Source organism: Longimicrobium sp. (assembly GCF_036280135.1).
Lineage (GTDB): Bacteria > Gemmatimonadota > Gemmatimonadetes > Longimicrobiales > Longimicrobiaceae > Longimicrobium.
The window spans coordinates 1-7,032 of the sequence record NZ_DASURI010000771.1; the positions used below are offsets into that span (position 1 = coordinate 1).

The 7,032-nt window shown below is 70.9% G+C and carries 4 protein-coding genes; 1 reads left to right on the forward strand and 3 read right to left on the reverse strand.

All coding sequences use genetic code 11. The features are described from left to right. The 3 genes from VFZ20_RS24900 to VFZ20_RS24910 form a co-directional block, all read right to left on the reverse strand. A partial coding sequence (locus VFZ20_RS24900) for a histidine kinase (protein ID WP_329686666.1) occupies nucleotides 1-557 on the reverse strand: 557 nt, incomplete at its 3' end. An 8-nt stretch (nucleotides 558-565) separates the two neighbouring features. Continuing rightward, nucleotides 566-4,141 (reverse strand): ABC transporter permease/M1 family aminopeptidase, encoded by a 3,576-nt coding sequence (locus VFZ20_RS24905; protein ID WP_329686667.1) that lies wholly within the window; start codon nucleotides 4,139-4,141, stop codon nucleotides 566-568. 11 nt (nucleotides 4,142-4,152) lie between these two features. Beyond that, nucleotides 4,153-5,031, reverse strand: a complete 879-nt coding sequence (locus VFZ20_RS24910; RefSeq protein WP_329686668.1) for an ABC transporter ATP-binding protein — start codon at nucleotides 5,029-5,031, stop codon at nucleotides 4,153-4,155. Between the two features lie 953 nt (nucleotides 5,032-5,984). Between VFZ20_RS24910 and VFZ20_RS24915 the strand changes: the two genes are divergently transcribed. Next, nucleotides 5,985-6,836 (forward strand): oxygenase MpaB family protein, encoded by an 852-nt coding sequence (locus VFZ20_RS24915; RefSeq protein WP_329686669.1) that lies wholly within the window; start codon nucleotides 5,985-5,987, stop codon nucleotides 6,834-6,836. Nucleotides 6,837-7,032 lie beyond the last annotated feature (196 nt).

Sequence of the window (7,032 nt, forward strand, 5' to 3'; positions counted from 1 at the left end):
TCGTCGCGCTGCTCCTCGAGCGTGGCGCGGAGCAGGTCGCCCACGAGCTCCGCGGCCTCGGCGGCGCGCTGCGGCTCCACGGGGATGAGCTGCACCACCGTGTGCAGCGCGTTGAACAGGAAGTGCGGATGCACCTGCGCCCGCAGCGCCGCCAGCTGCGTGCGCGCGGCGGCGGCCTCGGCCCGGGCCGCGCGGGCGGCGCCCTCCACGGCGTGCGCCACGCCGACGACGATGGCGTAGAAGATGGGCCCCATGAACAGGGACAGCTCCAGGTGGCCTCGGGTCCCCACGTCCGACACCCACCCGGGGATGAGCGACTGCAGCGCGATCGACACGGCGAACCAGGCGAGCGACGCCACGAGGGCGCCGGCGACGTGCAGCAGCGCGAAGCGGAGCCGGAACGGCCGCGGCCACGGCACCCGGCGCGCCAGGCGGTAGACCAGGAACGCGATCGCGAGCCCGGTGGCAAGGCCGATCGCCGCGGCGGCCATCTCGCCCTCCCGCCAGGCGGAGGGGCGCGCGGTCGCCTGGATCATCGCCAGGTGCGGGAGGAGCATCGTCGGTTTCATTGCACCGGCAGCACGTTGTCGGCCGAGTTGCGGTCGACGTAGAGGTTGTAGGGATCGATGCCGGCAAAGGTCGGCTTTCTATCCGTCACGAAGCGCAGCACCTGGCGCCCGGAGCGGATAGGACGGCGCTCCAGCAGCACCACGTCCCGCGCGGCGAAGGCGTCGCGCCCCGGCTGGGCCGTGAACAGGCCCACCTCGATGCGCTCGTCCAGCGGCGCCTCCGTCTCGGCGCCCTCGCCGTCCCCGTAGAACTTGCGCGCCGTGACCGGCACCGTCACGTCCCAGCGCCCGTCCGCCCGGCGGACGGCCGTGGGCCCCGTCGTTTCCAGGTGGTAGAGCGTGATGCGCTCGAACAGGTCCGTGATGAGCATCTGCTCCTCCGGCGTCCGCGCTTCCGCCCGCAGGGCCTGCACGAGGTCCAGCGAGCGGGGGTACGGCGCGCCGCGGAACCGGTAGCGGGCCAGCAGCGACCGCAGCGCGCGGTTCACCCGGTCCTCGCCCATCCGCTCCTGCAGCAGGTACATGGCCACGGCACCCTTGCGGTACGTCACGTAGTCCTGCCCGATGACGCGGACGAGCGTGGGCTCCCGGGCCGCGTTGCCGCGGCCCTCCAGGTAGCGGTCCAGCTCGAACTGCAGGTAGCGGCGCATGTAGTCCGGGCCGCGCAGCCGCTTCATCACCATCTGCGCGGAGTACTGGGCCAGCGTCTCGGACAGCAGCTCGCGTCCCTCCATCTCCGCGCCGATCACCTGGTGCGCCCAGTACTGGTGCGCCAGCTCGTGCGCCGTGACGTAGGTGGCGTAGTCGATGGACTGCGGCCCGTCCGCGTCCGCGATGAAGCCGACCGTCTCCGAGTAGGGGATGGTGCCCGCGAACGCCTGCGCGAAGTCCGCGTAGCCCGGGAACTCGATGATGCGCGCGTGGCCGAACGGGTAGGGGCCAAAGTTCGCCTGGTAGTAGTCCAGCGCCGCCGTCAGCCCGTCCAGCATGCGGTCCACGTTCCACGGGTGCGCCGGGTGGTAGTAGACGGTCAGGTCCACGCCCCCGTGCCGGCGGTGCTTTTCCGCGTAGCGGCCGGACTGGATCGAGAAGCGCGGCTGGATGGGCGCGTCGGAGACGAAGCGCACGGTGCGCCGGCCGCCGCGCACCACGTCCGTCACCACGCTCCCCGGCGCGATGGGCGTCTGGTCCGCCGACGTGGAGACGGTGATGTCCGTCCGCGCCCATCCACGCCCCGCGACGGGCTTTACGGTGGCGGACAGGTCCTCCAGCCGGGGCACCCGCGGCGCCTCGGGCAGGCCGTGGCGGCGCCGCGCGGCGGGGTCCGCCAGCATCCCGGCCAGGACGATGCTCACGCGCGGGCCCAGCTGGCCCTCGTTCAAAAAGGTGCCGTTCTCCACCATCCGCGTGTTGGGCGCCCCGTTGGGAAAGCCGCGGACGCGCAGCCGCGTCTCGAACTCCAGCACGCGCGTCTCGCCCGGCGCCAGGGGCCGGTCCAGGCGGTAGATGCGGTACCGGTACTTCGCGTCGTCCGCCACCAGCCGCGCCCCGGGGAGGGCGGCGCGGGTGAGCTCCAGGTCCGCCTCCGTCACGCGCACGTGGACGTCGGGGATGGATTGCGCCGTCTCGTTGCGCAGCGTGTATCTGCCTTTCGTCACGGCCCGCCGGTCGTCGGGATAGAGCGCGACGTCCAGCACCAGGTCCACGATGGTGGGCTGCGGCAGGCCGGCGTATCGGCCGTACTTCCGCTCGAAGGCCGCCGCGTCCGCCTCGCCGGCACCCTGCGTCTCGTACGCGTTCAGGACGTTGGTGTTGTAGAACGCGAACGCACCGGACAGGACGAGGGTCAGCAGGGCCGCGCCCGCCGTCCACCCCGGCGCGCCGGCCAGGCGCCGCCGCGCCAGGGCCAGCCGGGGCCGCAGGCGCACGTCCGTGCCGCGCCGCCACAGCAGGTGCGCGGCGACCAGGAGCAGCACGGCGAACGCGCCCCAGAAGACGCGGAACGTCCAGGCACCGATCCAGAACGATCCCGTGCCGTTCATGTCGCTCATGGGCATCCCGGGCGACGCGGCGTAGTTGAGCAGGTGGTGGTCGAACGGGCTCTTCATCCGCCACACCATCCACAGCACCAGCACGCCCCAGCCCACCATCTTGTGCGGGCTGAGCGCGTGGACGAACATCGCCAGCGCCGCCACCAGCAGCAGGTCCCACGTCCCCGGAAGCACGTACCACAGCAGGTACTTGCCCCACTCCAGCTCCGTCCATCCCAGGGAAAGCTGCAGGCAGACGGAGGCGACCACGCTCGTCAGCAGGATGGAGACGAGCACGAGCGCCATGGCCGCCGTCTTCGACACCACGTACGCCCAGCCCGGGATAGGCGTGGCGTCGATGATGGGCGCCACGTTCCGGTCCCGTTCCCGCCACACCAGCTCGCCCGCGTAGTACATGGCGATGATGAGCGGAACCACCTCCAGCCCCTGCGCGATCTCGGGGATCATGGAGAGCGTGGTGGGATACGTGGGCCGGCCGTCCGGGTCGCGCTGGGTGAGCAGGGTGATGAGCGTCGTGAACATCCCCCACGCCATCAGCACGACGAACGCGGGGCTCAGGACGACCTGGCGGATCTCGAACCGCGTGCGCATCCACAGCAGCGCACGCAGGGCGGGGGAGCCGTGCCGCGGCGCCGGCAGCGTCGCGGTCGCCGTGATGCGGGGCGCGGCGTCCGCCGTCCGTTGCGCCCGCGCCTGCTTCCTGCGCTCGCGCTTCGACATCCCGCCGTCCGCGAAGCGGAACGCGGCGTACGCGCCCGCCAGGCACAGCAGGGCGATGCCGATCCACAGCAGTCGGTTGACCAGCAGCGGCCCCGTGAAGTCCGGCAGCATCCCGTTGCGCTCGGCCACCGTCCAGTACCGCGTGGCGTCGCCGATGGCCCGCGCGCCGAACGGATCGGCCAGGGCGACGACCGACTGCAGCTGCGGCCGGTCGGCAAAGGCGCCGTCCAGGACAAAGTACGCGGAGACGAAGCCGATCACGCCCAAGTAGACGGCCATCATCGACCGCGCCACCGTCGCCAGGGCAAAGAACAGGGCCGAGTGGACGAGCAGGTTGGGCAGCGCGACGAGAAAGTAGCCGTACAGGTGATCGGCGACGCGCGTGGGGCCCAGCTGCGCGGGATCCGCCCAGGGCGCGAGCGCGCCCAGCACCATCGCGAGGGGAAGGAGCAGCACGCAGAGCGCCGCCACGGCGAACGCGCCCGCGAAGCGCCCGGCCAGGTAGTCCAGCTTCGTCATCCGCGTGGAGCGGACGATGGGGCCAAAGCCCGTCTCGTCGTCGCGGAGGACGGCGCCGGCCACGAACGCGGTCGTCACGAACATGGCGAAGAGCGAGACCATCAGGTAGCCGCGCACGGTGGCGTAGGCCGCGTTGCGCAGCAGGCCGCCCTCGGAGCCCAGCTCGAAGCCGGGCACGTTCATGGAGGCGAAGAACACGGCGAACAGCAGGGCGGCCGTCACCCACAGCAGCGGGTTGCGCAGCAGGTAGCGGATCTCGAAGCGGGCGATCTGGATCAGCATGGGGTTTCTCCTCAGGCCGCGCGGCGGGCGTGGGCGAGCGTGGAGAAGTAGACCTCCTGCAGCCCGGCGTCGACGGAGGCGAATCCGTCTCCCGGGTCGCGCTCGGACAGGACGTGGACCACCGTGCGCCCGGCGAACAGGCGCGTGGAGAGCACCTCGTGCCGCGCGCGGCAGGCGGCCAGCTCGCCGCGGTCCATCACCTTGCTCCAGATGCGCCCGCGCGTGGCCTGGATGAGCTCCAGGGGCGCGCCCTCCAGCCGCACGCGCCCGTCCGCCAGCACGGCCATGCGGGGGCACAGGTCCGCCACGTCCTCCACGATGTGGGTGGAGAGGATGACGACCACGTTCTCGCCGATCTCCGCCAGCAGGTTCAGGAAGCGATTGCGCTCCTCGGGGTCCAGCCCGGCCGTGGGCTCGTCGACGATGATGAGCGCCGGGTTGCCGATGAGCGCCTGCGCGATGCCGAACCGCTGCCGCATGCCGCCCGAGAACCCCGCCAGCGCCTTTTTGCGGACGCTCCACAGGTTCACCTGGTGCAGCAGCGTCTCCACGGTGGTCCGGCGGTCGGCCGCGGAGGTGACGCCCTTGAGCACGGCCATGTGGTCCAGCATGTCGTACGCGGAAACGCGCGGGTACACGCCGAAGTCCTGCGGCAGGTAGCCCAGGGAGCGCCGCAGCAGCTCCGGCTGGGCGATCACGTCGACGTCGCCGAAGCGGATGGCGCCCTCCGTGGGCGTCTGCAGCGTGGCGATGGTGCGCATGAGGGTGGACTTGCCGGCGCCGTTGGGCCCCAGCAGGCCGAACATGCCGCGGGGGATGGAGAGGGTCACGCGGTCCAGCGCGCGCGTTCCGTTGGCGTAGACGTGGCTGACGTCGGTGAGGTGCAGCATGGGCTGATCTCGGGGAAGGGGACCGGATTGGCTGCCGCAAGTCTGCAGGGCGGGGCGGGGCAGTGGAAGCCGAGCTTCGCCGAACGGCAGATTGGGACCGGCGAATGGTGATGGGTCAGCGCGAGCCCCCCCTCCGCTCGCCTAGGCTCGCACCTCCCCCAAAACCCGTGGGGGAGGTTTGAACAACGCGTTCACGCGCCGCGGCGAACGATCCCCTCGCCCCGCCCAGAAGCGTCATCCTGAGGAGCCGCCGCGCGGACTCTGCATGGCCGAGGTCCATGGCGGCGACGAAGGATCTTGCCCGCGAAACTCTGCGGCCGCCCCTGTGCACGGAACCCGTCTCCGAGTCTCGCACACAAGATCCTTCGGTCGCGCCCAAGACCTTGTGCGGATGCGAGTTGCACGCGGGCGCTCCCTCAGGATGACGCAACGTGGGGCTATTGCGTGTCCCACGAGCGTCAATCGGCGTTGGGCGTCGCGGGCGCGCGCCTCCAGCGCCGCTAAACCCCCGCGCCCGCCAAGAAGCGTCATCCTGAGGAGCCGCCGCGCGGACTGGCCCGGTCGCGGTCCATGGCGGCGACGAAGGATCTTGCCCGCGAAACTCTGCGGCCGCCCCTGTGCACGGAACCCGTCTCAGAGTCTCGCACACAAGATCCTTCGGTCGCGCCCAAGACCTTGTGCGCGTGCGAGTTGCACGTGGGCGCTCCCTCAGGATGACGCAGCGTGGGGACGTCACGCTCCCCTGGACGTGTCATCCCGAGTCATCCGGCACTGCGCGCGCCCTGCGGGGTGAAAGCCGCCGCCGTCCAACCTCCCCCAGGGGTTTTGGGGGAGGTGGGCGAGCTCCGCGAGCCCGGAGGGGGCGCTCGCGCGGGGCTCGCCATACGCGCAGGACGAGCGGACACGTCTTGCGGGTTCACGCTTTGCATTATAAAGTACTTCACAATTCGGCAATGATATGCCGGCGTGGGACACCGAAGTGCTTGCGAGGGGGGAGTACCGTGGCTGATTTCGTCCAACGCGATTCCATCGTGCGGAGGATCTGGGGAGACGGAGACATCGTGCTCCTGGTCTTCGCGGGCTCCGCCGCCGAGTTCGCGCTCAACCGCGCCGTCGACTGGCTGTTCTTCACGGGAAAGCTGCCGGCCGACCCCATCGGCCGCCTTTTCTCCACGGCGGCCTATGCCCAGCAGATCGTCTTCGCCGACACGCAGACGGCCACGCGCGCGCTGGACCGCATCCGCGCCGTGCACCAGGCCGTGGAGCGCCAGCGGGGGCAGAACATCCCCGACTGGGCCCACCGCGACGTGCTGTACATGCTCATCGACTACTCCGAGCGCGCGCACGAGACCCTCGCGCGGCCGCTGAACGCGGAGGAACAGCGCGAGCTCTACGACGTCTTCCGCCGCGTGGGCGTCGGCCTGGGAATCCCGGACCTGCCGGAGACGTACGCCGAATGGAAGGAGGATCGCGAGCGCCACCTGCGCCGCGACCTGGTGCGCGGCGAGGGCACGGACGCGCTCTATGCCCAGTATCGAAAGCACCTGGGGCCGTGGCGGCATCACCTGCTGCTGCGCATCCAGGGCCTACTGACGCCGGACCACGTGCGCGGCCTGCTGCGGCTGAAGCGCGCGGCGTGGCTGCGTCCGCTCATCCGTCTCTATCCCGTGCTCGTCCGCGCCGGACTGCGCTCGATGATCCAGCGCGCGCTCATGCCGTCCGCGCACCTGGCCGCCGTGCGGGGCCTGGATCACCGTCCGGAGCGCGCTCCAATGCCGCGCCACGCCGAGCAGGTTCCGGCGTAGGGCACGTCCGGACGCGCCGCAAGGGATTTCGTGCGCGTAGACTCTTTGTGATGCAAAGAACTTCACCGGATATAGAGCCGTACATCCACCTCTTCCTGGGAGCTGACCATGCAGATCGTCATCCTTGACGTCTCGAACGGATCGAAGGTGCGTACATGAGCGCGCGGGTCGACGTGCTCGTGGTGGGCGCGGGGCT

Excerpts from the sequence above, each read along its gene's own strand:
- VFZ20_RS24915 (WP_329686669.1), top strand. The coding sequence starts at position 5,985 with ATGATATGCCGGCGTGGGACACCGAAGTGCTTGCGAGGGGGGAGTACC.
- VFZ20_RS24905 (WP_329686667.1), bottom strand. The coding sequence starts at position 4,141 with ATGCTGATCCAGATCGCCCGCTTCGAGATCCGCTACCTGCTGCGCAAC.
- VFZ20_RS24910 (WP_329686668.1), bottom strand. The coding sequence starts at position 5,031 with ATGCTGCACCTCACCGACGTCAGCCACGTCTACGCCAACGGAACGCGC.